Origin of the sequence: Paenarthrobacter sp. AT5 (genome assembly GCF_032764245.1) — a bacterium.
GTDB lineage: Bacteria > Actinomycetota > Actinomycetes > Actinomycetales > Micrococcaceae > Arthrobacter > Arthrobacter ureafaciens.
Genome location: NZ_CP136441.1, coordinates 4,150,547 through 4,177,096, shown reverse-complemented (window position 1 = coordinate 4,177,096; position 26,550 = coordinate 4,150,547). Strand labels below are relative to the sequence as shown.

General features: G+C 64.3%; 21 protein-coding genes. 4 read left to right on the top strand and 17 right to left on the bottom strand.

The genetic code is table 11. The features are described from left to right. Positions 1 to 25 precede the first annotated feature (25 nt). Genes RI444_RS19425 through RI444_RS19410 form a run of 4 tightly spaced genes read right to left on the bottom strand, consistent with a single transcriptional unit; the run spans position 26 to position 5,096 of the window. Positions 26 to 1,534, bottom strand: coding sequence for a rhamnulokinase (locus RI444_RS19425; protein ID WP_207605447.1), 1,509 nt, complete (start codon positions 1,532 to 1,534; stop codon positions 26 to 28). Next, positions 1,531 to 3,564 (bottom strand): bifunctional aldolase/short-chain dehydrogenase, encoded by a 2,034-nt coding sequence (locus tag RI444_RS19420; RefSeq protein ID WP_207605448.1) that lies wholly within the window; start codon positions 3,562 to 3,564, stop codon positions 1,531 to 1,533. The genes RI444_RS19425 and RI444_RS19420 overlap by 4 nt, the downstream gene beginning before the upstream one ends. A 6-nt stretch (positions 3,565 to 3,570) precedes the next feature. Next, positions 3,571 to 4,737, bottom strand: a complete 1,167-nt coding sequence (rhaI, locus tag RI444_RS19415; RefSeq protein WP_021474159.1) for an L-rhamnose isomerase — start codon at positions 4,735 to 4,737, stop codon at positions 3,571 to 3,573. Continuing rightward, on the bottom strand, positions 4,734 to 5,096 hold the full coding sequence (locus tag RI444_RS19410) for an L-rhamnose mutarotase (RefSeq protein ID WP_062098277.1): 363 nt from the start codon (positions 5,094 to 5,096) through the stop codon (positions 4,734 to 4,736). Before RI444_RS19410 ends, rhaI begins: the two co-directional genes overlap by 4 nt. Positions 5,097 to 5,223: 127 nt before the next feature. On the opposite strand from RI444_RS19410, the gene RI444_RS19405 reads away from it, so the two are divergent. After that, the gene (locus tag RI444_RS19405) at positions 5,224 to 6,240 is read left to right on the top strand and encodes a LacI family DNA-binding transcriptional regulator (RefSeq protein ID WP_207605449.1); all 1,017 of its coding nucleotides are present in this window, start codon (positions 5,224 to 5,226) and stop codon (positions 6,238 to 6,240) included. 58 nt (positions 6,241 to 6,298) lie between these two features. Here the strand turns inward: RI444_RS19405 and RI444_RS19400 are convergent, their stop codons facing one another. The 8 genes from RI444_RS19400 to xylA all read right to left on the bottom strand — a co-directional run bounded on the left by RI444_RS19400 (position 6,299) and on the right by xylA (position 16,640). Further along, a complete protein-coding gene (locus RI444_RS19400) occupies positions 6,299 to 7,195 on the bottom strand; it encodes an aldose 1-epimerase family protein (protein ID WP_207605450.1) in 897 nt (298 codons plus the stop codon). Beyond that, positions 7,192 to 8,721 carry an L-arabinose isomerase gene (gene araA / locus RI444_RS19395; RefSeq protein WP_062098271.1) on the bottom strand — a complete coding sequence of 510 codons (1,530 nt, stop codon included), beginning with the start codon at positions 8,719 to 8,721 and terminating at the stop codon, positions 7,192 to 7,194. Before araA ends, RI444_RS19400 begins: the two co-directional genes overlap by 4 nt. A gap of 31 nt (positions 8,722 to 8,752) precedes the next feature. Beyond that, a complete protein-coding gene (locus RI444_RS19390) occupies positions 8,753 to 9,460 on the bottom strand; it encodes an L-ribulose-5-phosphate 4-epimerase (protein WP_062098269.1) in 708 nt (235 codons plus the stop codon). Then, positions 9,457 to 11,223, bottom strand: a complete 1,767-nt coding sequence (gene araB, locus RI444_RS19385) for a ribulokinase (RefSeq protein WP_021474153.1) — start codon at positions 11,221 to 11,223, stop codon at positions 9,457 to 9,459. Before araB ends, RI444_RS19390 begins: the two co-directional genes overlap by 4 nt. A 235-nt stretch (positions 11,224 to 11,458) precedes the next feature. Then, on the bottom strand, positions 11,459 to 12,745 hold the full coding sequence (locus tag RI444_RS19380; protein WP_062095146.1) for a DDE-type integrase/transposase/recombinase: 1,287 nt from the start codon (positions 12,743 to 12,745) through the stop codon (positions 11,459 to 11,461). Between the two features lie 137 nt (positions 12,746 to 12,882). Next, positions 12,883 to 13,866 carry a LacI family DNA-binding transcriptional regulator gene (locus tag RI444_RS19375; protein ID WP_207605856.1) on the bottom strand — a complete coding sequence of 328 codons (984 nt, stop codon included), beginning with the start codon at positions 13,864 to 13,866 and terminating at the stop codon, positions 12,883 to 12,885. Positions 13,867 to 13,935: 69 nt separating this feature from the next. Next, complete coding sequence (gene xylB / locus RI444_RS19370) at positions 13,936 to 15,360, bottom strand: xylulokinase (protein ID WP_207605451.1); 1,425 nt, start codon at positions 15,358 to 15,360, stop codon at positions 13,936 to 13,938. A 92-nt stretch (positions 15,361 to 15,452) separates the two neighbouring features. Further along, positions 15,453 to 16,640 carry a xylose isomerase gene (gene xylA, locus RI444_RS19365; RefSeq protein WP_207605452.1) on the bottom strand — a complete coding sequence of 396 codons (1,188 nt, stop codon included), beginning with the start codon at positions 16,638 to 16,640 and terminating at the stop codon, positions 15,453 to 15,455. A gap of 137 nt (positions 16,641 to 16,777) precedes the next feature. On the opposite strand from xylA, the gene RI444_RS19360 reads away from it, so the two are divergent. Beyond that, positions 16,778 to 17,989: an ROK family transcriptional regulator gene (locus RI444_RS19360; RefSeq protein WP_069696372.1), complete on the top strand. Its 1,212-nt coding sequence runs from the start codon at positions 16,778 to 16,780 to the stop codon at positions 17,987 to 17,989. 130 nt (positions 17,990 to 18,119) lie between these two features. Then, positions 18,120 to 19,202: a YihY/virulence factor BrkB family protein gene (locus tag RI444_RS19355; RefSeq protein WP_021474148.1), complete on the top strand. Its 1,083-nt coding sequence runs from the start codon at positions 18,120 to 18,122 to the stop codon at positions 19,200 to 19,202. Between the two features lie 116 nt (positions 19,203 to 19,318). Here RI444_RS19355 and RI444_RS19350 read toward each other — a convergent pair whose 3' ends face one another. From RI444_RS19350 to RI444_RS19340, 3 genes are read right to left on the bottom strand one after another with little or no spacing between them, the layout of a single operon-like run. Further along, on the bottom strand, positions 19,319 to 20,158 hold the full coding sequence (locus RI444_RS19350; RefSeq protein WP_207605453.1) for a sugar phosphate isomerase/epimerase family protein: 840 nt from the start codon (positions 20,156 to 20,158) through the stop codon (positions 19,319 to 19,321). Continuing rightward, positions 20,155 to 21,369, bottom strand: a complete 1,215-nt coding sequence (locus RI444_RS19345) for a dihydrodipicolinate synthase family protein (protein WP_021474146.1) — start codon at positions 21,367 to 21,369, stop codon at positions 20,155 to 20,157. Before RI444_RS19345 ends, RI444_RS19350 begins: the two co-directional genes overlap by 4 nt. Then, positions 21,369 to 22,538: a Gfo/Idh/MocA family protein gene (locus RI444_RS19340; RefSeq protein ID WP_166187601.1), complete on the bottom strand. Its 1,170-nt coding sequence runs from the start codon at positions 22,536 to 22,538 to the stop codon at positions 21,369 to 21,371. The genes RI444_RS19345 and RI444_RS19340 overlap by 1 nt, the downstream gene beginning before the upstream one ends. A 197-nt stretch (positions 22,539 to 22,735) precedes the next feature. Here RI444_RS19340 and RI444_RS19335 point away from each other — a divergent pair, with 197 nt between their 5' ends. Further along, positions 22,736 to 23,773, top strand: a complete 1,038-nt coding sequence (locus tag RI444_RS19335; protein ID WP_207605454.1) for a LacI family DNA-binding transcriptional regulator — start codon at positions 22,736 to 22,738, stop codon at positions 23,771 to 23,773. 962 nt (positions 23,774 to 24,735) lie between these two features. On the opposite strand, the gene RI444_RS19330 is transcribed toward RI444_RS19335, so the two are convergent. Next, complete coding sequence (locus RI444_RS19330; protein ID WP_021474040.1) at positions 24,736 to 25,509, bottom strand: sugar phosphate isomerase/epimerase family protein; 774 nt, start codon at positions 25,507 to 25,509, stop codon at positions 24,736 to 24,738. 45 nt (positions 25,510 to 25,554) lie between these two features. Further along, positions 25,555 to 26,409, bottom strand: a complete 855-nt coding sequence (locus tag RI444_RS19325; protein WP_021474041.1) for a LysR substrate-binding domain-containing protein — start codon at positions 26,407 to 26,409, stop codon at positions 25,555 to 25,557. Between the last annotated feature and the right edge of the window lie 141 nt (positions 26,410 to 26,550).

Genomic DNA, 26,550 nt, shown 5'->3' with positions numbered 1-26,550 from the left:
TTATGACACCTTTCGGTTACATTCTTCAGTGCGGGCCTGTGCTGGAACGTGAGGAACTCTGAACGATCCGGGCCTCCACGGGCTCGTACCTCACCAGTTCCGTCCCTGACGCAACAAGCGCCCGCAATTCCGTCAACCCGCCGATCACCACGCCGGCGGCGCGGGCTTGGACCAGCACGTTGCCCAGGGCCGTGGCCTCAACCGGCCCGGCGACCACCGGCCTGCCCGTGGCATTCGCTGTCAGTTGGCAGAGCAGCCTGTTTTGCGATCCGCCACCCACCACGTGCACCACGCCGGCGGTACGGCCGGTGAGGCGCTCGGCGTCGTTGAGGGTCCGGGCGTAACCTGCGGCAAGGCTGTCCATGATGCAGCGCACGACGGCGGCCGGACGGTCGGGGAGAACGTCACCGTTGTGCCGCACGGCTGAGCGGATGCGTTCGGGCATGTTGTCCGGCGCGGTGAAAGCGGGGTCTTCGGCATTGATCTGCGGTCCGCCAGGAGGCAGGGCGGCAGCCGCGTCCAGCAGTGCGGGGAGTGATTGGGCGAATCCCTGGGCTGCCCAGGTGCGCTGGCACTCGCTCAGTAGCCAGAGCCCGCCCACGTTGCGCAGGTACCTGATGGTCCCGTCGACTCCACGTTCGTTGGTGAAGTTCGCGGCCCGGCTTTCTTTGGAGAGCACGGGGTGCTTCAGCTCCAGGCCCACCAGGGACCACGTTCCGGAGGAGATATAGGCGAACTCTTCCTGCTCGACAGGGACTGCGGCAACAGCCGAGGCGGTGTCATGCGAGCCCACGGCAACCACGGGGGTACCGGAAGGCATGCCCAGCTGTGAGGCGATGTCCGGCCGCAGGGTTCCGTAAGATTCGCCCGGCTGGATCAGTGGCGGGAAGATGTCCCGCGGAAGCCCCAGTACATCCAGGAATTCCGTGGCCCATTCCTCCGTCACCGCATCAAACATCCCGGTGGTGGAGGCATTCGTTGCCTCGGTCCGACGCTGCCCGGTCAGCAGGAAAGCGATCAGGTCCGGGATGAGCAGTGCCTGCACACCGTCGAGGGAGGGCTCTGCAGCCAGTTGGTAGATGGTGTTGAACTGCAGGAACTGCAGGCCGGTGGTGGCGTACAGCTGCTCCGGTGGGATGAGCGCGTGCACGCGCGCCACGGCGGAACGGCTTCGTTCGTCCCGGTAGCTGTACGGTGGGGCGATCAGTTTCCCGGAAGCGTCCACCAGCCCGTAGTCCACGGCCCAGGTGTCGATGCCGATGCTTTGAATCCGCTCACCGTTTCCGGCTGCCACAGTCGCGGCCGTGCGGAGGCCTCCAAGTACCTCAGCGAAGAGGGCGTCGAAATCCCAGCGGAGTCCGCCGTCGAGCTCCACCACTCCGTTGGGGAAACGGTGCACGGTCTCCAGCGTCGCGCCTGTGGAGGGGCAGACGCGGCCCAGCATGACGCGGCCGGAGGACGCGCCGATATCGACGGCGGCGAACACACCGGAGGTGGGCCGCCCGCCGTCGATATCGCCAAATGCAGTGCTCATCGGAGGAACGCTGCTGCGACGCCGGCGTCCACGGGGATGTGCAGGCCGGTGGTGTGGGAGAGTTCGTTGCTGGTGAGCGCGGCTGCGGCGTTGGCCACGTGTTCGGGGAGGACTTCGCGCTTGAGGAGGGTGCGCTGGGCGTAGTACTCGCCCAGCTTTTCCTCGTCCACGCCGTAGACCGCTGCGCGCTTGGCGCCCCAACCACCGGCGAAGATGCCGGAGCCGCGGACCACGCCGTCGGGGTTGATGCCGTTGACGCGGATGCCGTGGTCGCCCAGCTCTGCAGCGAGGAGCCGGACCTGGTGGGCTTGGTCGGCTTTGGTGGCGGAGTAGGCGATGTTGTTGGGTCCGGCGAACACGGAGTTCTTGGAGGAGATGTAGATGATGTCTCCGCCCAGGCCCTGGTCAATCATGACCTTCGCTGCGGCCTTGGAGACGAGGAACGATCCCTTGGCCATGACGTTGTGCTGCAGGTCCCAGTCCTTCTCGGTGGTTTCGAGCAGCGGCTTGGAAATGGACAGGCCGGCGTTGTTGACCACCAGGTCCAGGCCACCGAAGGTGAGCACGGCTTCGGCGATGGCGGCGTTGATCTGGGCTTCGTTGGTCACGTCGGCCTGGACGCCGATGGCGACGTCGGGACCGCCCAGTTCCTCGGCGACGGCTTGGGCGTTCTCAAGGTTCAGGTCGGCAATCACTACGCACGCGCCGTCGGACGCCAATCGGGTGGCGATCGCCTTCCCGATGCCGGACGCCGCACCGGTGACCAGCGCGATGCGGGTGGCGTGGGACTTGGGCTTGGGCATCCGGGCGAGCTTGGCTTCTTCCAGTGCCCAGTACTCGATGCGGAACTTCTCGGATTCCTCGATCGGGGCGTAAGTGGAGATCGCTTCGGCGCCGCGCATCACGTTGATGGCGTTGATGTAGAACTCGCCGGCCACGCGGGCGGTCTGCTTGTCCTTGCCGTAGGAGAACATGCCCACCCCGGGGATGAGCACGATCGCCGGGTCCGCGCCGCGCAACGCAGGTGAATCAGCGTCGGCGTGCCGGTCGTAGTACGCCTGGTAATCCTCGCGGTATTCAGCGTGCAGTTCCTTCAGGCGGGCCACGGACTCTTCGATGGACGCGTCCGCGGGCAGGTCCAGGATGAGGGGCTTGACCTTGGTCCGGAGGAAGTGGTCCGGGCAGGACGTGCCGAGTGCGCCGAGGCGTGGATGCTCGGTGGAGGCGAGGAAGTCAAGCACGACGGCGTCATCGCTGAAGTGCCCCAGCTGCGGTTTGTCCGTGGAGGCCAGGCCGCGGATCACGGGGGCCAGGGCCGCCGCCCTGGCGCGGCGCTCCTTCTCCGGCAGGGCGCCGTAGCCGGGGAGGGCGGGGCCGAATGGCTCGGCTTTGCCGTTCTCTGCGATGTACTTCTCGGCCTGGTCGATGATCCAGAGGGAGTTCGCTTCGGCTTCTTCGCTGGTGGTGCCCCAGGCGGTGATGCCGTGGCCGCCCAGGATGGTGCCGACGGCCTGCGGGTTGGCTTCCTTGATCGCGGCGATGTCCAAACCGAGCTGGAATCCAGGCCGTCGCCAGGGAACCCACACCACCTTGTCGCCGAAGATCTTCGACGTCAGCGCCTCACCGTCCACCGCCGTCGCAATGGCGATGCCCGAGTCCGGATGCAGGTGGTCAACGTGGGCTGCGTCCACGAGGCCGTGCATGGCGGTATCGATCGACGGTGCTGCGCCGCCCTTGCCGTGCAGGCAGTAATCGAACGCGGCCACCATCTCGTCTTCACGCTCGACGCCGGGGTAAACGGACTTGAGCGCCTGGAGCCGGTCGAGCCGGAGTACTGCGAGGTTTTCGGCCTTCAGGGTGCCCAGGTCGCCGCCGGAGCCCTTAACCCAGAGGAGTTCAACGTCCTGGCCGGTCACGGGGTCCTTCTCGAAACCCTTGGCCGAGGTGTTGCCGCCGGCGAAGTTGGTGTTCCGCTTGTCCGCGCCGAGGCGGTTGGAACGGGTGATCAGGTCTTCAACAGTCTTGTTCATGGCTACTTATGCGCCCCATCCGGCTTGCTGGCCGCCTGCGCGGTCCTCGTTGATCTTCTTCTGGTAGCCGCTGGCCTTGTAGGCAGCGATCGGGTCGGCGGGCAGGCCGCGGGATTCACGCCACTCGGCAAGGGCCGGACGGACATCGGTGTAGAAGGCATCGTTGAAGATGCTGTTGGCTGCCAGGACATCCCCGGCACGCTGCGCCTCGTTCAGCGCTGCGGTGTCCACCAGCAGGGCGCGGGCAGTCATTTCCTGCACGTTGAGCACCGAGCGGATCTGGCCCGGGATCTTCTCTTCCAGGTTGTGGCACTGGTCCAGCATCAACGCGACACCGGAATCCTTCCCGAAGCCGCCGCCACGGATGACCTCGTGCATGATGCGGAAGAGCTGGAACGGATCAGCCGCGCCCACAATGAGATCGTCATCGGCGTAGAAGCGGGAGTTGAAGTCGAACGAGCCCAGCTTGCCCAGGCGCAGGAGCTGCATCACGATGAACTCGATGTTGGTCCCCGGGGCGTGGTGGCCGGTGTCCAAGCACACGAACGCCTTCTCACCCAGGGCCAGGGTCTGCGCGTACGAGGTACCCCAGTCCGGAACATCGGTGTGGTAGAAAGCCGGTTCGAAGAACTTGTACTCCAACACCAGGCGCTGCTCATCACCCAGGGCGGCGTAGATTTCCTGAAGCGAGTCGGCCAAGCGGTCCTGACGGCCCCGCATGTCGTCCTGGCCAGGGTAGTTGGTGCCATCGGCCAGCCAGATCTTCAGATCCTTTGACCCGGTGGCGTGCATGATCTGGATGCACTCCAAGTGGTGCTCGATGGCCCTGCGGCGTACGGCCTCGTTGGACGAGGTCAGGGAGCCGAACTTGTACTCGTCATCCTGGAACGTGTTGGAGTTGATGGTGCCCAGGCCAATCCCCAGGTCCTCTGCATACGAACGCAAAGCGGAGTAATCGTCCACCTTGTCCCACGGGATGTGCAGCGCAACAGTGGGCGCCAGGCCCGTAAGCTCGTGAACCTTGGCGGCGTCGGCGATCTTTTCCTGCACGGTGCGCGGGGTCCCCGGGGTGCCGAAGACCTTGAACCGGGTCCCCGAATTTCCGTAGGCCCAGGACGGCACTTCGATGGCCAGTTCTCCCAAGCGGCCCAGGGCCGATTCCGTGGTGTTCATGCTTCTTCCTTCTGGTGGGTGCTGTGACTGGCCGCAGCCAGTTGGTCTTCAAGGTTGAAAACTTCGTCGAGGATTTCGAATCCCTCATCCGGCGGTACGTCGCTGTTCGCGAAGAGGGTTGCCATGTCGGCTTGCCAACGGGCGTTGACCTCGGTGAGGGCCATGCGGGCCTGAGCGTCCGCGTAGTCCTCGCATTCCAGGTAGCCGATGAGCTGCCCGTCCGGAGCAAGGAACAGTGAGTAGTTGTTCCATCCGGCGTCCTTCAATGCGCGAAGCATCTCCGGCCAGACAGCTGCGTGCCGGCGCCTGTACTCATCCATCAGTTCGGGCTGAACTGAGGAGCGGAAACATACCCTCATCTGCGGTTCTCCGGGGTTACTCGGTTTTGAATCGTTTCATTTGTTACGATTCAAATTACCCTCGCAAGGAAGGGGGTGTCAAGGGCGTTCATATAGCCGGACAAGACGACGGGGGAGACCGGAAAGCATGTCCCAAACAGCCAGCATCAAAGATGTTGCCATCCACGCCAAGGTTGCCGTGGGCACCGTGTCCAACGTGCTGAATTACCCGGACCGGGTCTCGCAGCGGACCAAGGAGCGCGTTCTCAAATCCATTGCCGAGCTCGGATTCGTGCGCAATGACGCTGCACGCCAGTTGCGCGCCGGCCAGAGCCGAACCATCGGCTTGGTCGTCCTCGATGTCGGCAACCCCTTCTTCTCTTCAGTGGCCCGGGCCGCCGAAGATGCGGCCACCGCACTCGGAAGCGTGGTCCTGGTGGGGGACAGTGGCCAGGACGCTGCCCGCGAAGCCCACTACATGGACCTCTTCCAGGAACAGCGCGTCCAAGGACTCCTGATCTCGCCCGTAGGAGACGTCACGGCCCGGATCGATACCTTGCGGGAACGCGGCGTGCCCACGGTGCTGGTGGATCAACTCGCCGACAGCGATCGCTGCAGCTCAGTCTCCGTCGATGATGAGGAAGGCGGTTACCTGGCCGCCCGGCACCTGCTGGACATCGGCCGCCGTCGTCTGGCTTTTGTTGGTACCCCGTCCATCCGCCAGGTGGCCCACCGACTCAAGGGCGCGCAGCGTGCGGTCGCCGAAGAATCCGATGCGTCCATGGAGGTACTGGATTCTGCCGGCCAGACCGTCCTTGCCGGGCGCCAAGTGGGCAACAGCCTGGTGGAGCGCTCGCCGGAGGAACGTCCCGAAGCCGTCTTCTGCTCCAACGACCTCCTTGCCCTTGGCGTCATGCAGTCACTGACCATGCTGCGAACGGTGAGAATCCCCGAGGACATCGCCTTGATCGGTTACGACGACATCGACTTCGCAGTCTCCGCCGTCGTGCCCTTGTCCTCCATCCGGCAGCCCACCGAGGCGCTGGGCCGGACCGCCGTCGAGCTTCTCGCCGAAGAGCAGGAGAGCGGCGGAACCAAGCACCGCGCCGTCGTCTTCACGCCCGAACTCGTGGTGCGCCAAAGTACCGCCGGCTCCCCCAAGTAGGTCGCATTTGTGCGCGTTTTGAACGTTCAAAACGCGCACAAATGCGACCCAGTTGGGTTTACAGGGAGTAGATGCTCCAGGACGCGGAGTGGGTTGCGCCCGGTTCCAGACGGATCAGGTCCGTGCCGCTGTTGAAGGCATCCGGCGGGCACGTCATGGGCTCCACTGCCAGTCCGATCCGGTTGGGCAGGGGAGCCGGCTTGTCCGCCGTGTGAATCTGCAGCCACGGGCAGCGTTCGTCCCACGCCATTCCGACGCCGGCGCCCGCCGGGTCCCGTAGCGACAGGCGCGCCGACCCGCCGTCGAACGCTATGTCCGTGAACGCGTGGTCGATCTCGGTGGTGCCGATTGCACGTGGGGAGCGGAAGTCGAACTCATGACCTTCCACAGACGCCAGTTCAATGGGGAGGAGCCGGTCCGGCGTCACCTCAAGGAACGTGGCTGCGGGGACTTCGAGGATCCATTCGTTCAGTGGCGATCTCCCGGCCACCAGGTACGGATGCGGACACACGCCGAAGGGAGCTGCGGACTCCCCGATGTTCGCGGCGCGGACCGTGCTGTGCAGCCCGTTTTCATCCAGGGCGTACTGCGCCGTGAGTTCCAGCACGAAGGGGTAGCCCTCGCTTGGTCCCACCACACACGTCAGCGTGACCGAACCGGCGTCGTGCTCCTTCGCAGTCCAGTCGAGCGGAAAGGCGAGGCCATGCAAAGAAGCGCCACGCTCGGGTTCATTGACGGGGAACTGGTGGGTGACGCCGTCGAAGGTGTACTGGCCGTCTTCGATCCTGTTGGGCCACGGCGCGGCGATGATGCCCCGGTAATCGGGGATGGGCCCCCCTTCCGGGAACTGAACCACCAAGTCCCGGCCGTGGAACTGCAGCACCCGCAAGGCCGCAGCGTGTTCCGTCACGACGGCCTTGTAACCGCCGGCTTCAAGGGTGAATTCCGTGCTCACAGGCCGCCTGCCAGTTTGTAGTAGGCCGCGTTCCAAGCGAGTTCCTTCTTGAACTGTTTGATGGTGGTGCTTTCGTCGATGGTGAGGAGTTCGGTTTGGGCGATTTCGGCGAAGTCCTCGAACACGTCCATACCTACCTGCGTGGACAATACCGTGTGGTGCGCCGCTCCGGCGGTGAGCCACGCGGCGGCCGAGGTGGCGAAGTCCGGCTTGGGTTCCCAGAGCGCGCGGGCCACCGGCAGGTGGGGCAGCGGCTGGTCAAGGTCGACGACGTTCACAGCGTTCGCGACCAGGCGGAACCTGTCGCGCATGTCGGACAGCGCAACGACGACGCCGGACGAGGCATCGGTGTCGAACACCATCCGGACGGGGTCCTCCTTGCCGCCAATACCAAGCGGGTGGATCTCCACACGCGGCTTTTTCGCGGTCAGGGACGGGCAGACTTCAAGCATGTGGGCGCCGAGGATCTTTTCGCTGCCCGGTTCCAGGTGGTAGGTGTAGTCCTCCATCAGCGAGGCACCGCCGGGAAGCCCGGATCCCATGACCTTTGCGGCGCGGACCAGGATGGCGGTCTTCCAGTCGCCCTCGGCCCCGAACCCGTAGCCGTCGGCCATGAGCCGTTGCACTGCCATGCCAGGGAGTTGGCGGAGTTCGCCCAGATCCTCGAACGAGGTGGTGAACGCGGCCGAGCCGTTGGCCTCAAGGAAGCTCCGGAGGCCCAGCTCGATCCGGGCGCTGTAGCGGAGGGACTCGTGGCGGGCGCCACCGGCTTTCAGCTCGTCAGCCACCTCGTAAAGGTGCTCGTACTCGGCAACCAGGGCGTCGACGTCGGACTCTTCCGCGGTGTGGACAGCGTCGGCGAGTTCGTTGACAGACCAGGTGTTGACCGAGACGCCGAAGCGGAGTTCGGCCTCGGTCTTGTCGCCTTCAGTGACAGCGACGTTGCGCATGTTGTCGCCGAACCTCGTCAGCTTCAGGTTCCGGACCGCCGCCCAACCGGCGGAGGCGCGCTGCCACGCGGCCACCTGGCGCGCGACCTCCGGGTTGGAGACATGCCCGACGACGGTCTTCCGCGGCACGCCGAGGCGGGACTGGATGTACCCGAATTCGCGGTCCCCGTGGGCTGCCTGGTTGAGGTTCATGAAGTCGAAATCGATGTCCGCCCACGGCAGGTCCCGATTGGCCTGGGTGTGCAGGTGCAGGAGCGGTTTGCGGAGGGCGTCCAGGCCTTGGATCCACATTTTGGCCGGGCTGAACGTGTGCATCCACGCGGTCACGCCGATCACGGAGTCGTCCGAGTTGGCTTCAAGGGCTGTCCGGCGGATGGCGTCCGAGTCGGTGAGGACGGGCTTCCACACGAGCTTGACCGGAACGTTGCTGTTGGCGTTGAGGGCCTCGGCAATCTCCTGGGACTGGGCTGCAACCTGCTTGAGGACGTCCTCGCCGTAGAGGTGCTGACTGCCGGTCAGGAACCAGACTTCGAACTGGTCGAGGGATGTGCTGTTGGCCGATGTGTTGTGGGGCATGAGTTCTCCTGAAGTTTGGGGTGGGCCTGGTTCAGCGGCCGTAGACGTTCTGGTAGCGGTCGAACAGGGAGGCGATCTTGGCTTCATCAATCGGCAGCGGCTCGCCAAGTTGGCGCGAAACGTGGACGGTCTTGGCCACTTCTTCGCACATCACGGCTGCCTTCACCGCCGCACGGGCGTCCTTGCCGATAGTGAAGGGCCCGTGGTTCTGCATCAGCACCGCGGGGGAGTTCGAATTCTTGAGCGTCTCCACAATTCCTTTGCCAATGGAGTCGTCACCGATCAGCGCAAACGGCCCCACGGGGATCGGGCCGCCGAATTCGTCCCCCATCATGGTCAGCACGCAGGGGATGTCCTCTCCGCGGGCAGCCCACGCCGTGGCGTAGGTGGAATGCGTGTGGACCACCCCGCCCACCTCGGGCATGTTCCGGTACACGTAAGCATGTGCAGCGGTATCGGAGGACGGCGACAGGGCCGGATTGTGCCAAGAGATGGTTTGGCCAGTGCCGGTGGTGATGCTGTCGACCGGCACGCCATGGAGGTCGGTGACCACCATTTGTTCAGGGGTTAGGTCGTCATAGGAAACGCCGGACGGTTTAATGACCATGAGCTCGTGGCCGGGGATCCTGCCCGAGACGTTGCCGGCCGTCCACACCACCAGTTGGTAGCGGGTCAGTTCGGCGTGCAGCCTGCAGACTTCTTGCCGGACTGCGGCGATGGTGTCTTGGAGGGAGCTCATGCGGTGGCACCTTCCAGTGCTTGGCTTGCTTGGGACGCGGCGTTCGACGGCGGTGCGTCGCCGGCCATCGCTGATGCGCTTCCCTTGGACGCCGCTTTCCGCTGGATGGCCTTGAGCCGATGCATCACGTCGTTGGTGCCGCGACCGAAGTAGTCGTGGAGGGTCCGGTACTCGTTGAACAGTGCCTGGTAGGCCGCGACGTTTTCAGGGATGGGCGTGTACACGGCACCCGGGGCTGCAGCCATGGCCGCGGCGGCTTCGCGGATGTCCTTGTACTTGCCCGCAGCCACTGCAGCGTGGATGGCCGAGCCCAGCGCCGGGCCTTGTTCCGAACCGATCGTGGAGAGCTGCAGACCCGTGACGTCGGCGTAGATCTGCATGAGGAGCTTGTTCTTGAGGAGCCCGCCTGCCACGATGAACTCCTTTACCGGAACGCCGGAGTCGCGGAAGGCGTCCACGATCGTCCGGGTGCCGAATGCCGTGGCCTCGAGCAGCGCCCGGTAGGTGTCCTCCGGTTTGGTGGCCAACGTTTGGCCCACAACAACGCCGGAAAGTTCGTGATCCACCAGCACCGAGCGGTTACCGGAGTGCCAGTCCAACGCAATCAGGCCGTGCTGGCCGATTTCCTGCTTTTCTGCGAGTTCGGTCAAGTACTCGTGGACGCTGACGCCTTGAGCCGAGGCAGCTTGGTGGTATTCCGGTGGAACGCCGTTCTTGGTGAACCAGCCGAAGATGTCCCCCACACCGGACTGCCCGGCTTCGTAACCCCACAGCCCGTCCACGATTCCGCCGTCGACCACTCCGCACATGCCGGGGACCTCACGCAAGGTGTCCCCGTTCATAACGTGGCACGTCGATGTGCCCATGATGGCCACCAACTGGCCAGGTTCGACCGCGTTCGCCGCAGGGGCGCAGACATGGGCATCCACATTGCCAACAGCCACGGCGATCCCGGCCGGCAATCCGGTCCAGGCTGCAGCTTCCTCCGTCAAGGTTCCCGCCGCTTCGCCGAGGCGCCCGATGCGGTGGGCGAGCTTGTCGTCAACGAAGTCCCCGAACTGCGGGTTGAGTGCCGTGAGGAAGTCTTTGGACGGGTATTGCCCGTCCTGGAGAATGCCCTTGTACCCGGCTGTGCAGGCGTTCCGAACGTACGTGCCGCACAGCTGCCAGACGATCCAATCCGCCGCTTCCACCCACTGGTCCATCGCAGCGTAGATCTCGGGGTCTTCCTCAAGCAGCTGAAGGCCCTTGGCGAATTCCCATTCGGAGGAGATCAACCCGCCGTAGCGGGGCAGCCACGCTTCCGTCCGCTCTTCCGCAAGCTGGTTAATGCGGTCCGCCTGGGGCTGCGCGGCATGGTGACGCCAGAGCTTGACGTAGGCATGCGGCCGGTCAGCGAAGCGGTCCAGTTCGTTCAGCGGAGTGCCGTCCGCCGTCGTCGGGACCATGGTGCAGGCCGTGAAGTCAGTGGCGATGCCCACGACGTTCTCTGGATCGATGCCCGCGTCGGCGACGGCGGCGGGGACTGCGTTGCGCAGGACGTCGCGGTAGTCGTTGGGAACCTGGAGGGCCCAATCGGCGGGGAGGCGCTCGCCGGTAGCGGGGAGTACCTCGGACACCACGGCATGCGGATACTCGAACACGCCACTGCCGAGTTCCAGCCCGTCCGAGACGCGGACTACTACCGCGCGTCCGGACAGCGTCCCGAAATCGACGCCGATGACGTACTGCTGATCCAAGGGTGAGTTTTCTACGGGGTTCATGGGATTCTCCATCCGGCTGGCCAAGGCCTCGTTGCCGGGGGTCGGGTGAAGTGGGGAGGGGTGAAGGGGCGGACAAAGGGTCTGCTGCAATTGTTAGCGCTAACAACAAGCAAGTCAAGCCCCCCACTCACCGCCGCCCCCAACTGAGTCGCAGCAGTGCGCGTTTTCACGGCTTGTCATGTCTCATGACCTTGTAGACACTTCATGTCTCATGACTTCGTGGACGGTTGTTGTCTCACGACTGTGTGGACACTTCGTCTTGGGACTTTGTTTGTCGGCCTCTGCGGGGCGGGTACTTTGTTCGTTTCTTGCGGGTGCCTTGTGGGTCTGCGACGACTCCTGAGGGTTTTCCGTTGCCGACGTAGGTGGTTCCGTGCGGAGGTCTGGGGTGAGTGATGATCTCGGTGCCTTGTGCTCCGAAGAACATGATGGTGGTGTCGTCGTAGATGATGTGCACGGTGGTGCCGGTGTGTTCTTTGCCCATTTTGAAGTGGGTTCCTAGGATCGTCACGGACCCGTTCCGGTTCACTGTTCGGTGCGCGCTTTGCCTGTCCGTTGCGGGCGTGACTTGCTCAGGAACGGTTGGCGGGGGCGTTTTCGGGGTGGCGTTCCAGGCCTCATAGGGCGTCGTTCCCGCGGGTAGGCCTTGATGTTCGCGTTCGTTGTTGTAGTAGAGATCGAAAGCGTCGACCTGCAGTTGCAGGGCAGCCATTGAAGGGGCCGGGAGTTGCCTGTGCAGGTATCGGTGCAGGGTTTGGTGGAAGCGTTCGTTCTTGCCTTGGGTGGTGGGTTTGTAGGGTTTGCCCGTTATCGGTTCGATGCCTTTGGCTTTGAGGAACTCCACGAGGGCCCCGGTGCGGCCGCGGCGGGTGGGATTCAGTGCCGAGCCGTTGTCGGAAAGGAACTTCTGCGGTGCTCCGTGGCGTTCGATGGCCTGGGTAACGACGGCGATTGCGGCGGCGCTGGTTTCGCCGGGTGCGACCAGGGACGCCAGCGCCAAACGCGAATGATCATCGATGAGTTGGAAGATGGCTACCTTCTTGCCGCTGGCGAGCTGCCATTCGGTCGAGTCGATTTGCCAGCACGCGTTGGGTTGCGGATAGACGAACCTTTTGTAGGCGCTTCGAGGCTTCTTCCGCGGTTCGGGCATCACGACACCGGCCCGGGAAAAGATCCTGGCCACGGTGGCACGCGAGGGCGGTGTGAAGCCTTGTCGTGAGAGCTTCGCGATGACAGAAAGCGGACCGTGGTCCTGCCCGCTCTCCTGCAGTTCCGCCCGGGTACCGAGCAGCAACTCGATCATCGCCTGTGGGGTCAGGGCCGGCATGGTTCTTGGAATCGTGGGCTTTTTCTCCAATGCCTTCACCGGCCCCACCTCGGCAGCCGCCGCCCGGACCCGGTAGAACCAGGCCCGGGAGACATTGTGCTTCCTGCAGAACGCAGTAACCGCGCCTCTGGGCGAATCCTCGGACCACGTTGCCACAGCATGCCGGATCTTGATGTCCGGTTGGGGTTTGCTCATGCATAGCAGCAAACCCGCAAGCTAAGTGTCCACGATGTCCTGAGACAGAGTGTCTACGAAGTCATGAGACAGAACTGTCTATTAAGTCATGAGACTCCACACGCGTTTTCACGGCTCAAAACGCGCAGTGCTGCGACTCAGTTGGGAGGGGCGGAGGTGGTCTTGCGCGCCACCAGACGGGGCGCCACGGTTGCGGCAGTGACGCCCGGGCCGTTCTCCACCAGGTGGAGCATAAGATCGATGCAGCGCCGGCCCAGCTCTTCGAAATCCTGGGCGACGGTTGTCAGTGGCGGAATGAAGAACGCAGATTCAGGTTGGTCGTCGAAGCCCACCACGCTGATGTCTTCCGGAACCCGTGTTCCCGATTCGTGGAAAGCGCGCAAGACGCCCAGGGCCATTTGGTCATTGGCCACGAACAGCGCCGTCACAGTGCGGTCGGCGGCGATCCTGAGGCCTTCGCGATAGCCGCATTCGGCACTCCAGTCGCCTTCGATCAACTCCGCCGGCTCCAGCCCGGCCCCCTGCAGGGCCTCCTGCCACCCTTCGATGCGGGCGGCTGCGTCAATCCAGTCAGTGGGGCCGGAGAGGTGCCCTATCCTGCGGTGCCCGAGTTCAATGAGGTGCTGGACCGCGAGCCGGGCCCCCTCACGCTGATCGACGGCGGCGCCGCTCAACTCTTCGTCCCCCACGGCACCTACGGCTACCAAGGGCACTTGGCTTGTGACTTGGTGCAACACCTCGAACGTCCCCGGGTGCGGGACGATCACCACGATGCCGTCCACGCCCTGGTCCATGAAGTGCGCCACTGCGTCCTTGATGGTTTCCGGTGTCACGTCCCGCAGCCCGGCGACGCTGACGAAGTACCCGGCGTCCCGCGCCGCCTGCTGTACTCCAAGCAGGGTACGCGACGGACCGTATTGGCCCATTTCGCTCCCGAGCACACCAATGGTCTGGGACCGGCGTGTCACCAAGCTGCGGGCAGCGGTGTTCCGCCGGTACCCGAGCTCGGTGATCGCCTGCTCGACGCGCTCTTTGGTTTTTGCGCTGACGTTCGGATGGTTGTTCAGGACCCGGGAAACTGTCTGGTGGGAGACGCCGGCCACGCGGGCGACGTCTTCCATGACCGGAGGCCGACTGGGGGCGGATTGTTCGGGGCTCACCCTGTCACGATAGAGCACCGGCAACGCCGATCAGTGGTTGGCTGCCTTCGCGGCGTAATGACGGTACCTGGCCAGGAACTCCGGGTCCGGGGAACCGGCGGCAACGTTGGTTCCCTCCATCTCCCAGTTCGGAAGCGATCCGGTGAGGACTCCGGCGGCCTGACGTGCTGCGCCGTCGGCGACGTACTCTCCCGGTTCCGGCACGGACACGGGCAGCCCGAACGCCGCGGCGGCCACCTGCTGCACGGCCTCGGATTGCGCGCCTCCGCCCACCAGGATGATCCGCCGGGCGGCCACGCCTTGCGCCTGAAGCGCCGCAAGGCCGTCGGCCAGCGAACACAGGACACCCTCGACGGCGGCGCGCGCCAGGTTCGCGGGCGTGTAATTGGACACCGTGAGCCCATGAAGGGAGCCGGTGGCATTGGGAAGGTTCGGAGTGCGTTCACCCTGGAAATAAGGAATGAGCGTCAGGCCGCCGGCACCCTCCGGAGCGGACAACGCCAGCCGGCCCAGTTCGGCAAGGTCAACCCCGAGCAACGATGCGGTGGCATCGAAGATCCTGGTGGCGTTGAGGGTACAGGCGAGGGGGAGGTAGTTGCCTGTGGCGTCGGCGAACCCCGCCACCAAGCCGCTGGCGTCCTTGGCCGGAACATCGGATACGGCAAAGACCGTCCCGGAGGTGCCGATCGACACCACAACATCTCCGACGGCGGCGCTGACGCCGAGTCCCGCTGCGGCGTTGTCCCCGGCGCCGGGTCCGATCAGGGCGCCGGCGGGAGTTTTGCCGCCCGCTTCCAGTGGTCCAAGGACTACGGGCAGCAGGGGCACATGACCCAGCGTGTTCTCAAGGACCTGCGGCAGGTATTCATTGCGTTCGGTCGAGAAGTAGCCTGTCCCGGAAGCATCGGAGCGGTCTGTGCGGAGCAGGCGCAGCGACTCGGGACCCGATCCCGGACCGTGGCCGGCAAGCCGCCACGACAACCAGTCATGCGGCAGGCAAACCGCAGCGGTGCGTCGGGCGTTTTCCGGCTCGTTGCGTGCAAGCCAGCGCAGCTTGGTGGCTGTCAGGGATGCTACCGGGACAGTGCCGGTGAGCGCGGCCCACTGCGCTGCGCCGCCAGCCGGATCTCCTTCGCCTGCCTCCATAACCATGGCTTCGGCGTCGGGAGCGGAGCGCGTGTCATTCCACAGAAGCGCCGGCCGCACCACCTCGCCGGACTCGTCGAGGCACACCATGCCGTGTTGCTGGCCGCCTACGGAAACGGCATCGACGTCGTCCAATCCGCCCGCTTGGGCGATGGCTTCCTGCAGCGCGTTCCACCAATGGTCGGGGTGGACTTCGGTGCCTTCCGGGTGGGCTGCGCGGCCCTGGCGCACCAGGGCGCCGGTTGCTGCGTCCCTGATGACTACCTTGCAGGACTGGGTGGAACTGTCGATCCCGGCGACGAGGGGCATAACTCTCTTATCTTTCGTGTAAACGGATCGGGTGCGGTGGCCGGCCCGGGGTCAAAGCCGGACCGGCCACCGCAACTTCACGATGGAATGAATCAGCGGGCGCCGAGGAGGTGCTCGATGGCCAGCTGGTTCAGCCTGATGAAGGCGAAGGAGCGCTCCGCGGCCTTGTTGGCGTCGAAGGACTCGAAGGCTGATGCGTCAGCCAGGAGGTCCGCGGTGGTCTCGCCGGCGGCCAGGGTGGGTTGGCCGAGTTCGAACACGCCGGAGGTTGCGAGTGCTTCCTGGACTTCGGGGTCCGCGCGGAAGGCGACGGCACGTTCCTTGAGGAGCAGGTACATGGCCATGTTGGACTTGGCCGACTCCCAGACGCCGTCGTAGCCGTCGGTGCGTGAGGGCTTGTAGTCGAAGTGGCGCGGACCGTCGTACTTGGGTCCGCCGTTCGGGAAGCCGTTCTCCAGGAGGTCGACGGTGAAGAAGGCGCTGGTGAGGTCGCCGTGGCCGAACACCAGGTCCTGGTCGTACTTGATGCCGCGCTGGCCGTTGAGATCAATGTGGAAGAGCTTGCCGGCCCACAGTGCCTGGGCGATTCCGTGGGTGAAGTTCAGGCCTGCCATTTGTTCGTGGCCGGTCTCCGGGTTGAGGCCGACAATGTCGCCGTGTTCCAGCTGGGCAATGAATGCCAGGGCATGGCCTACGGTGGGCAGGAAAATGTCGCCCCGGGGCTCGTTCGGCTTGGGCTCCAGTGCGATGCGCAGGCCATAGCCCTTTTCCTTGATGTAGCCCGCAGCGGTGTCGACGCCTTCCTTCATGCGGTCCAGTGCTGCGGAAAGGTCCTTGGAGCCGTCGTACTCGCTGCCTTCGCGGCCGCCCCACATGACGAACGTTTCTGCGCCGAGCTCAGCGGCGAGATCGATGTTCCGCAGGACCTTGCTCAGGGCGTAGCGGCGGATGGAGCGGTCGTTGGACGTGAAGCCGCCGTCCTTGAAGACCGGGTGGCTGAACAGGTTGGTGGTGACCATGGGCACCTTGAGGCCCGTTTCTGCGAGGGCGCCCTTGAAGTTCTTGAGGATGAGGTCGCGTTCGGACGCGGTGGCGTCGAACGGGACCAGATCGTTGTCATGGAACGTAATGCCATAGGCGCCAAGCTCACTCAGCTTGTGGACGGCTTCCACCGGGTCCAGCGCCTCGCGGGTGGGAACACCGAAGGGATCATTGCCGGTCCAGCCAACAGTCCAGAGGCCAAAGGTGAAACGGTCCTGGGGTGTGGGTTGCGGGGACATTCTTGCTCCTTTGCAATGCGTGGACGGAAGCACCTGAGAAAAGCACTCCAATTAGTTTTCAATCTGAACTATATGGGTGATGATGGATCATGGTCAATGGAATCCGACAAGAAACTTTCAAGCCGCGAGGAAGTCCCATGCCAGTGAATGAGAACGCCGCGCCCGGGCGGGTGGGTGACGTCCGCCGTCGTAATCTTTCACTGGTCCTGGACTCCATAGCCCGGACGGGAGACGCCAAGCCAAGCCGGGCGCAGCTGGCTGCGGCAACCGGCCTCACCAAGGCGGCCGTGTCCAGCCTGGTTGCGGAGTTGGTGGAATCCGGGCTCGTTTCCGAGGTGGGCCTCTACAGGGACGGCGAACGCGGCCGGCCAGGCCAGGGCCTGGAGCTCAGCCCCAGGCGGGGCGTGGTGGGCATGGAAATCAACGTGGATTACCTCGCGGTGGGGCTGGTGGACCTCGGGGGAAACCTCCGCTTCACCACCACTGTGGAGTCGCATAACCGTGGTCTTAAACCCGGCGAGGTCATGGCCAAGCTCGCAGAACTTGCCGGCGAGGCGAAGGGCGCCGCGGCTGCCGGGGACATAGCCATCCTGGGAGGCGGGCTTGCCGTTCCGGGCCTCGTGGATGAGGCCCGCAGTGTTGTCCTGTCCGCTCCCAACCTGCATTGGGAGCATGAGCAATTGAACGTGGACGCGCTGCTGGGTGATGTGCCGCTGGGTGTCCGCTTGTCCAATGAGGCCAACAGCGCTGCCTTGGGCGAGCTTTGGTACGGGGCAGGCCAGCCCGATTTCCTCTACGTCTCCGGCGAAGTAGGCGTAGGTGGCGGCGTCATCATCGGCTCCGAGCTCTACACGGGCCCCGGCGGTTCGGCCGGGGAGCTCGGCCATATTGTGGTGCACCCGGAGGGGTCCGGATGTTCCTGCGGCGGCGTGGGATGCCTGGAAACTTTCGCGGGCCAGGAGGCTGTGTTCGAGGCTGCCGGGATTGCCCCCGGTCCACTCTCCGGACGGACGGCAGCTTTGCTGGCCGCCTTGGCGGACAAGGAGCCGCGCGCCGTCAAAGCAGTGGACGACGCCGGAAAGTACTTGGGCGTCGCGCTCGCCTCATCAGCCCGGTTGATGGATATTGAAGCCGTGGTCCTGGGCGGTCACTTCGCCGAACTCGCCGAGTGGCTGCGTCCCGCGGTGTTGGCCAGCGTGGAGCGCCACGCCCCGGGCCTGGTGCGCCCCGAAGACCTCAAGGTGTCCGGACTCAAGCACGCCGGTACCTTGCTTGGCGCTGCCGGGCAGGTGATCCGCTCCGTCATCGCGTCGCCGCTGGGCCTGGTGGTGACGGACCGCACCGCCTAGGGCGGACTGTGAAAGCCGGCCCGTGGGCGCCGGCCTGATTGGGGCAACGGACTTCCCTTGTGATAATCAGCATGCTTAGTATTGTTGGGTCAGTTGTTCGCGCAAGCTATCCCCCACGGACAGGTGCCTCATGAGTACTAACGAAACTGAAAAGACCAGCACCGCGAAGGCAGCTACTGCCCCTTCTCCCGAGGACTCCCGGAAGCCGGACAGTCCCAATGACCTTGTGAAGCCCACCTGGACGTACATTGCCAAGCGCACGCTGCGTGAGTTCACCAAGGACCAGTGCCCCGACGCGGCCGCGGGTTTGACCTACTACGCGGTCCTTTCCATGTTCCCGGCGCTGCTCGCCCTGGTTTCCCTGATCGGTATCTTTGGCGATGCCGGGAAGACGACCGGGGCGCTCCTGGACATCGTCCAGCAATTCGCGCCGGGGCCGGGTGTCGAGGCCATGCGCCAGCCCATCGAAGAGCTGACTAAGTCCAACACCGCAGGTTTGGCCCTGGTCTTCGGTATTTTGGTGGCCTTGTGGTCAGCTTCCGGCTACACCACGGCCTTTAGCCGGGCCATGAACCGAGTCTACGAGGTGGACGAAGGCCGCGGCTTCGTCAAGCTGCGCGGCACCATGCTCGCCGTGACCGTCGTGGCCGTGGTTGGCGCTGCCCTGGTGGCGGCCATGCTTGTCCTCAGCGGCCCGGTGGCTGAAGCAGTGGGCGGGGCCATCGGTATGTCGGAGACGTTCCTGACCATTTGGAACATTGCCAAGTGGCCGGTCCTGATCCTGATCGTCGTCGCCATCATCGCGGTGCTCTACTACTTCACTCCCAACGTGAAGCAGCCCAAGTTCCGCTGGATGAGCATGGGCTCCCTGATCGCCCTGGTGATCTTTGCCCTGGCCTCGCTCGGCTTTGGGTTCTACGTTGCCAACTTCAGCAACTACAACAAGACCTATGGCGCCCTTGCGGGTGTGATCATCATGCTGCTGTGGCTCTGGATCCTGAACATGTCCCTCCTGTTTGGTGCAGAGTTCGACGCCGAGATGGAGCGGGGCCGTCAGTTGCAGGGCGGCATCGAAGCCGAAGAGACCATTCAACTGCCTCCGCGCGACACCAAGAAGAGCGACAAGATGCAGGAAAAGGAAGACGAGTTGGTCCGCAGCGGTGAGGAAATCCGTGAAGTCCACGGCAAGGGAGAAAGCGGGCGGAGCTCCTAGGACCCTGGACCTGCCGGGGGGCACAAACAAAAGCGGATCCCTGCCGTGACCTTGGCAGGGATCCGCTCGTTTGGCTGTGATCCGCCAGGGATTCCCGACCTGACGGATCACAAGTCTCAGGCGTACGGAAGCACGAGCTCCGCGTAGCGCTCCTTCATGGTTTCCAGGACCTTGTCCCCGTCCGCATCCCAAATCTCCTGGTTGAAGATCTCCACCTCGATGTCACCCGTGTATCCGGCGTCCCTGACCCAGGTGCCGATGGTCGCGAAGTCGATGACGCCGTCGCCCATCATTCCGCGCGACAGCAGCGCATCGGCGGCAATCGGCAGGTTGAAGTCGCACACCTGGTAGGAAGCAATGCGGTTGTCGCGGCCGGCGCGTTCGATCTGCGCCTTCAGTTCCGGATCCCACCAGACATGGAAAGTGTCGACGGCGACGCCCACGGCCCTGGCGCCGTAGGGCGCGGCAAGATCCAAGGCCTGGCCGAGGGTGGAAATGAGTGCCCGGTCCGCTGCGTACATGGGGTGCAGGGGTTCCAGCACCAGGCGCACGCCGTTTTCCGAGGCGAAGGGAACCAGTTCCTCGAGCCGGTCCGCGACGCGCTGGCGGGCAGCCACAACATCCTTCTCCTTGGGTGCGAGTCCGCCGACCACCAGGAACAGCTCCCGGGTATCCAGCGCCACGGCCTCGCGGACAGCCTCAAAGTTGTCGGCAAGTGCTGCTGCCTGGCCCTCGGGATCGGCTGCCGTGAGGAAACCGCCGCGGCACAGTGATGAGACCCGAAGGCCGGCGTCCTTGATCAGCTTGGCTGCCTTGTCCAGGCCCGCTTCCGCAACGCGGTCACGCCAAGGGCCGATGGCCGGGATGCCCGCCCGTGCGCAACCGTCGACTGCTTCCGCGAGCGTCCACTTCTTGGTGGTGGCGCTGTTGAGGGAAAGACGCGAGAAGTCGCTCATGCGGCCACCCCGTTGATCCGCAGGTAATCGGACATACGGAAAGCTGCCAGCGACGGGTCCTTCAAGAGCCCGGCCTTGTCTGCCAGCTCGAAGGTCTTCGAGAGGTGCAGCACGGAACGGCCGGAGTGCAGTCCGCCCACCATCTGGAAGCCGGGCTGTCTGCCGTTGAGCCAGGACAGGAAGGCGATTCCGGTCTTGTAGTAGAACGTCGGTGCGCTGAAGATGTGCTTTCCCAGCTCACGCGTCGAATCAAGGATGGCGCGCCCCTCTGCACCGTTGCCGGCGTCGTACTTCTGGAGGGCGACCGACGCGGCCGGATAGATGGCCGCGAAGATGCCCAGCAGCGCGTCCGAGTGGTGGGTGGCGTCGCCGTCGATCAGTTCCGGGTAGTTGAAGTCGTCGCCCGTGTAGAGGCGCACGCCTTCCGGAAGGGCTGCGCGGAGGCCAACCTCATGGGAAGCATCCAGCAGGGAAACCTTCACGCCGTCCACCTTGTCCGCGTGTTCACGGATCAGGCTGAGGAACGTGTCGGTAGCCACGGAAACGTCGTCCGAGCCCCAATAGCCGGCCAGCGCGGGATCGAACATGGTGCCCAACCAGTGCAGGATGACCGGCTGTTCGACTTCCTGGAGGAGCGTGGAGTAGACGTGCAGGTAATCGTCCGCGCTGGTGGCCACTTTGGCCAGCGCGCGGGATGCCATCAGGATCACCTTGGGACCGGCTTCGCTGACGACGGCGATCTGCTCGCGGTAGGCCTCGATCACGGCTTTGATGCCGGCTGCGCCGTCCGGGAGGGCTGCTATGTCCAGCTGATCGGTGCCCGCACCGCAGGAAACGAGGTCACGCACGGACTTTCCGGCGATTGCGGCGTTGTTGCCGCCCACCACCGAGGCGGCCTCGGCTCCGGTGCGCTTGATCAGTTGCTGGGTTGCGGCCCAGTCCAGGCCCATGCCGCGTTGAGCGGTGTCCATGGCATCGGCAACGCCCAGGCCGTAGGACCATAGTTCATGCCGGTAGGCGAGCGTGGCTTCCCAGTCGAGCTGGGCCGGGGCGCCGGGGGTGTTGTCAGCAGCGACCTCGGGGATGACGTGGGCTGCGGCATAAGCGCGCCGTGCGGTCAGGGGAGCAGCGGGTTTGGCCCATGTGGTGGCCGCCTGAAGGCGGTATTCGCGGGTACCGCCGTCGTCGGTGGGGAGGATAAGGGACGTCATTAGAGGCTGATCTCCGGGATGTCGATGGTGCGGCGCTCGGCCGAGGACTGAAGGCCGAGTTCGGCCAGCTGCACTCCGCGGGCCGCGGAAAGCAGGCCGAAACGGTGCTCGCGTCCCGCTACGACGTCGCGCAGGAACTCTTCCCACTGCAACTTGAAGCCGTTGTCCAGTTCGGCGTTGGCGGGGACTTCCTGCCACTGGCTGCGGAAGGATTCGGTGACGGGAAGGTCCGGGTTCCAGACGGGCTTGGGGGTGTGGGCGCGCTGCTGCGCGACGCACTTGTTCAAACCTGCGACGGCGGAACCGTGCGTGCCGTCGATCTGGAACTCAACCAGTTCGTCGCGGTACACGCGCACGGCCCAGGAAGAGTTGATCTGGCCGATGACGTCGTCGCCGCCCGGGGTCTCCAGCTCGAAGATGCCGTAGGAAGCGTCATCAGCCGTTGCCTTGTACTCCTTGCCGGCCTCGTCCCAGCGGGTGGGGATGTGCGTGGCGGTCTTGGCGTTGACGCTCTTGACCTTGCCGATGATGCCTTCAAGGACGTAGTTCCAGTGGCAGAACATGTCCGTGGTCATTCCACCGCCGTCCTCCTTGCGGTAGTTCCAGGACGGGCGCTGTGCTGCCTGAACGTCACCTTCAAAGACCCAGTAGCCGAACTCGCCGCGGATGGAGAGGATGCGGCCAAAGAACCCTTCATCAACCAGGCGGCGCAGCTTCACCAGTCCCGGGAGGTACAGCTTGTCGTGGACGACGCCTGCGGTGACGCCGGCTTCCTTGCCGATCCTGGCCAGTTCGATGGCTTCTTCAAGCGTCTCGGCCGTGGGCTTTTCAGTGAAGATGTGCTTGCCGGCCTGCATGGCCTTCTTCAGTGTGGCTGCGCGGAGGCTGGTCATGGAGGCATCGAAGATGATGTCCACGGTGGGATCGTTGATCACGGCATCGAGGTCCGTTGTCCACTCGGAAACCTTGTGCAGCTCGGCGAGTTCACGGATCTTGGCTTCGTTTCGGCCCACAAGGATGGGCTCCACCTGGACCTTGGTGCCGTCCTCCAGGGTGAAGCCGCCCGCGTCACGAATGGGGAGGATGGAACGCAGCAAGTGCTGGCGGTATCCCATTCGGCCGGTGATGCCGTTCATGGCGATGCGGATCGTCTTTGTTTCGAAGCCCATGTTTTCTCCAAGTGCCTAAAGTTGCCTGCCGCGACGGTGCGGGCAGTGGATGTCTGCAGGATGGGAAAGCGCATTCCCAATGAATCGATGATGCCTTATGGCGTGGCTGCTTGGCAAGCGCTTTCCCGGAATTGGAGGAATGCTGCCATAATTTCCCTAGCGCCAGTCCCGGGCGCACGCAGAGAAGGAGGGCCGTTGTGGCCGCCAGCACACTGAGCGAAGTAGCGCGCCTGGCAGGGGTTTCCCTGGCAACGGCATCGCGCGTCCTGAATGGATCCTCCCGCAAGCCGGCAGAGGACATCGCCGACCGGGTCCGCCAGGCTGCGGACAAGCTCGGTTATGTCCCCAACGCGCAGGCCCAGGCGCTGGCCAAGTCCAGCTCGGGTTTGATCGGCCTCATCGTGCACGACATCGCCGACCCCTATTTCTCGGCGATTGCCCGAGGAGTACAGGGTGCGGCCCGCGAGCAAAACCGCATGGTCTTGTTGGCCAGCACCTCCGGATCGCCCGCAGAAGAACGTGAAGCCGTGGCCGCGTTTGCGGCGCGGCGGGCTGATTCGATCGTGATCGCCGGTTCACGCTCTGCCCGGGACGAAGACGCTCTGGCCAATGCCGGGCTCGCCGCGGAATTGGACCGCTATTGCCGCAACGGTGGCCATGTAGGGGTGGTCGGCCATCCAGTGGTGGGTGCTTCAACAACCGAGGGCTACCGCGTAGTGGAGGTACCCAACGAAGAACTCGCTGCCGATCTGGCCCGGGAACTTGCAGACTCCCACGACGCTGGGTTCGTGGTGGTGGCGGGACCGGAAGGGCTCTTTACCTCGGACGACCGTGTCCGCGGATTCCAGCGTGGACTTGCGGAAGCCGGCAGGCCTGCCGCCGAGGTTATCCGGACCGGCTTCAACCGTGCAGGTGGTTACGACGCCGGGCTGGCGTTGGCCGAACGGATCACCTCAGCCAAGGACCGCCTCTGCATTTTCGCTGTCAACGACGTCATGGCCATTGGCGTTACCGCGGCCCTCCGTTCCGAGGGGGTATGGATCCCGAGGGACGCCACCATTGCCGGGTTCGACGACATTGAAACCCTCCGCGACTTCCGTCCGGCCCTGTCCACCGTGTTCCTGCCGTTGGAGGAGATCGGCCGCCTGGCTGCCGGAGCAACGGAAGGCGGCTCTGTCACGGGGTCCGTCAAGCTTCGACGCAGTACTGAGGTCCCTGCCGGCGACCCCGCCTGAGGTCGGCCGGGCGATGCTTTTCGCCGCGTTCGCCGGAAACCTGCAGTGACACCCCAAGCTTTCCCGCGAACCGCAGCGTTGCGGCGAACTCGGCGGCTGTGCCCGGTTTTCAAGGCGCCTGAGCCGGATTGGGTCCGAATGGAGCGCGTCGATAGCATGAAAAATGCCACCCGATCGGGTGGCATTTTCTCAATCTCTTTTATCTCCGAGCGTAGGCTTTCGCCCTCAAAACCCGAAGCGTGTACGCAAGACACTACCGAGATAGGCGGGTCCGGTCAATTGCAGTACGCCGAGATACGCAGGGCCATCACCCCTGCCCGACTGACAGCTTTTGACCGTGCGGCGCAAAGCAGAGGCGCCAGCCACGATGACGCCATCAACTTGTACGAGTGGAACGCCGAGCTGGCTTCGGCACTGCTGCTGCCGTTGCACTTGTTTGAGGTAGTGCTTCGGAACGCCATCCACGAAGCACTTACGCGGACGTACCGGGAGAGATGGCCCTGGGACAACCGTTTTTTGTACAGCGTCCCCCAAAAAGCACGGGCGCTACGAGCCTCGCAGGGATGTTCAGCAGGCAGCTTCCCGGAACCCCACAACAGGCAAAGTTATCCCAGAGCTCAAGTTCGTATTCTGGGAACAAATGCTTTCCAGCCGGTACGACACAGCGATCTGGAATCCTTTGCTGACCACGGTGTTCCCGAACGTGCCCGAAAGCGAAGGAACATCGGCCGCTGTACGAGGGTTAGCCCGGGACGTGGGCGTGGTCCGTGGCATAAGGAACCGGGTGGCACATCATGAGCCGATTTTCTCCCAGAACATAGACCGCGTCATGGACGCCATCCAGAGAATATCGGCATACAGATCTCACGATGTCGGCAATTGGGTTAAGGCGTCCCACCGAGTGACCGAGGTTCAGGGCCAGTGTCCATCCTGGTATGCCGGCTCGGCGGCTGTGCCCGGGCTTAGTCCTCGCCGAGGGCGATGCTGTGCAGGAACGTGGCGTCGTTGAGCACGTTTTCCGGGAGGTCGTCCGCGACGAATTCGATCATTACGTCCATGTCCTTCCCATTGCCCCTCAGCACATCGGAGACTGCCTGCCACAGCTGCTTCCGTGACCGCAGGGGTTGGCGTTCAGCTTCCGGACCCCAGGAGAAGCAATGGACGCCCACCACGTGGGGCAGGACCTTGTGGAGCGACTCCAGGGCTTGTTGATCGGAAAGCCCGACGGCGGGCTGCCAGTAAGTGCCCACGTTGCCTTGGCCGACGCGATCCAAGAGGTCAAGGGTGGCCTCGGGGGAGTCGGTGAGGGTGTTGGCGTGGTACTCAAAAGCGATGGAGATTCCGCGTTCGGCAGCGAGCCCTGCAACCCGCCGGGCATCACGGATGACGGCGTCCCGGAGTTCGGCGTCCGCGTCGGCTGAGCCCGACCCGCCTGCCCAGATCCGGATCCTCGGTGCGCCCAGGATCTCCGCAAGCTTGAGCTCCTGCTCGAAGTCCCCGAACGAGCCCGCGCGATAGTAGGAGCCGAGGGAAAGCGCGGTCAGGCCGGCTTCCTCCGAGGCCTCCCGGGCCTTCTCCGCGGAAGCGGTATCGGTGACATGCGCATCCGTTCCCCACTCGATGCCCGCCAGTCCCGCCTCGGAGGCAACGCTGACCACCTCTTCGATACTTGCGGAGCGGAGCGTGACGGAACAGATGCCGGGCGTGAGGTCCGCCAGCGTAGTGAGGTCGATCATCGGCCAAGGTTACCGGGAATGCGCTTACCGGGATAGGCCTGACTGCTATGTGGACTTGTTCAGCGTTCTGCCCATGATCGCCTGGGTCAGTGCATCAATGACTTCTGCGTTGGCCAAGGGATTCCGGATCAACGTGAAGTCGACGTCCCCCACCGGTGGCAGCCCGAAGCGTTGGGTGATGACTTTCAGGTCTTCCGGAACCAGGGAAGCGGGCATGACGGCTACTCCGATGCCGGCCCGCACCGCTGCGAGGACGCCGCTGATCTGCTTGGTGCTGCACGTGATACGCCAGGTCCGGCCTGCCGCCTCCAACGCGTCAATCGCAAGCTTCCGGCTCAGGCTCGGAGCGGGGTAGGCGATCAGCGGTACCGGAGCACCCGGTTCCAGGACAGTCTGCTCAAGGCCCACCCAGGCGAAGTTGTCATGCCGGACCACCGTCCCGTCCTTGGCGCCTGCCACCCATTTGACGAACACCAGATCCAGTTGCCCGGCGTTGAGGCGCTTGTACAGCTGGTCGCTCTGGCTCACCGTGAGTTCCAGGTTGATCTGCGGGTAAAGCTGCCTGAACTCGCGGAGGATACGGGGCAGGCCGGTGATGGCCAGGTCGTCAGCGGTTCCGAAGCGCAGGCGGCCCCTCATCGCCGAGCCTGAAAAATATCGGGCAGCGGAGTCGTGTGCTGCCAGGATGTTGCGTGCAAACCCGGCCATGGCGTCACCGTTGTCGGTCAGTCGGACTTCGCGGGTATCCCTGGCCACCAGCACGCGCTTCGCGGCGGTCTCAAGCTTGCGGACGTGCTGGCTCACGGTGGGTTGCGCCAGGCCCAAGCGTTCTGCGGCCTTGGTGAAGCTCAGCGTTTCCGCCACGGCGAGGAAAGAACGGAGCTGGACAGGTTCAAACACGGAACTCCTCGAGGCCTGGCGGAAGGCGGAGTGGCGGACGCCCCATTGCGATCCGCAATCTTAGTTATCACCGCAATACGCTTCCACAATTACTGTTGGCAACCCTAGCGTTAATGGCATTCCACTAAAACCCCTGATCCG